This is a genomic window from Streptomyces sp. NPDC001373, assembly GCF_042895815.1.
Taxonomy (GTDB): Bacteria; Actinomycetota; Actinomycetes; order Streptomycetales; family Streptomycetaceae; genus Streptomyces.
On the sequence record NZ_JBIAWQ010000070.1, the window covers coordinates 1 to 1,158 of the forward strand.

The 1,158-nt window shown below is 72.2% G+C and carries 2 pseudogenes; both read left to right on the forward strand.

The features are described 5' to 3' along the window. A pseudogene (locus ACFY15_RS36920) lies at positions 1-1,020 on the forward strand (2-oxoglutarate ferredoxin oxidoreductase subunit alpha); the annotation flags it as partial. Next, positions 1,013-1,158: pseudogene (locus tag ACFY15_RS36925) on the forward strand (2-oxoacid:ferredoxin oxidoreductase subunit beta); the annotation flags it as partial. The pseudogenes ACFY15_RS36920 and ACFY15_RS36925, both read left to right, overlap by 8 nt.

A 1,158-nucleotide genomic window follows, 5' to 3' on the forward strand; every position in this document is an offset into this window, starting at 1 on the left:
AAGAACTTCGGCGTGCGCACCTTCCAGGCCGAGGACGAGATCGCCGGCATCGGCGCGGCGCTGGGCGCGGCCTTCGGCGGGGCCCTGGGCGTGACCACCACCTCCGGCCCCGGCGTCGCCCTGAAGTCCGAGACCATCGGCCTCGCGGTCTCCCTGGAGCTGCCCCTCCTCGTCGTGGACATCCAGCGCGGCGGCCCCTCGACCGGCCTGCCGACCAAGACCGAGCAGGCCGACCTCCTCCAGGCCATGTACGGCCGCAACGGCGAAGCCCCCGTCCCCATCGTCGCGCCCAGGACGGCCGCCGACTGCTTCGACGCGGCCCTGGAGGCCGCGCGCATCGCCCTCGAATACCGCACGCCGGTGTTCCTGCTCTCCGACGGCTACCTCGCCAACGGCTCCGAGCCCTGGCGGATCCCGCACCCCGACGAACTCCCCGACCTGCGGACCCGGTTCGCGACGGGCCCCAACCACACCCTGCCCGACGGTACGGAGGTGTTCTGGCCCTACAAGCGGGACCCGCGGACCCTGGCCCGCCCCTGGGCCGTGCCCGGTACCGCGGGTCTGGAGCACCGGATCGGCGGCATCGAGAAGCAGGACGGCACGGGGAACATCTCCTACGACCCGGCCAACCACGACTTCATGGTCCGCACCCGCCAGGCCAAGGTCGACGGGATCGCGGTCCCCGACCTGGAGGTCGACGACCCCGACGACGCCCGCACCCTCGTCCTGGGCTGGGGATCCACCTACGGCCCCATCACCGCCGCCATCCGCCGGCTGCGTGCCGAAGGAGCAGCGGTGGCGCAGGCCCACCTGCGCCACCTCAACCCCTTCCCGGCCAACCTCGGCGAGACCCTCAAGCGCTACGAACGCGTGGTCGTCCCCGAGATGAACCTGGGCCAGCTCGCCACCCTCGTCCGCGCCCGGTACCTGGTGGACGTCCGCTCCCACACGCAGGTCAACGGCATGCCGTTCAAGGCCGAGCAGCTCGCCGCGGCCCTGAAGGAGGCCATCGATGACTGAGGCACTGACCCTGATCCCGAAGGCGGAGTCCCCGCTCGCCGCCAAGGACTTCAAGTCGGACCAGGAGGTCCGCTGGTGTCCGGGCTGCGGCGACTACGCCGTCCTCGCCGCCGTCCAGGGCTTCATGCCCGAGCTCGG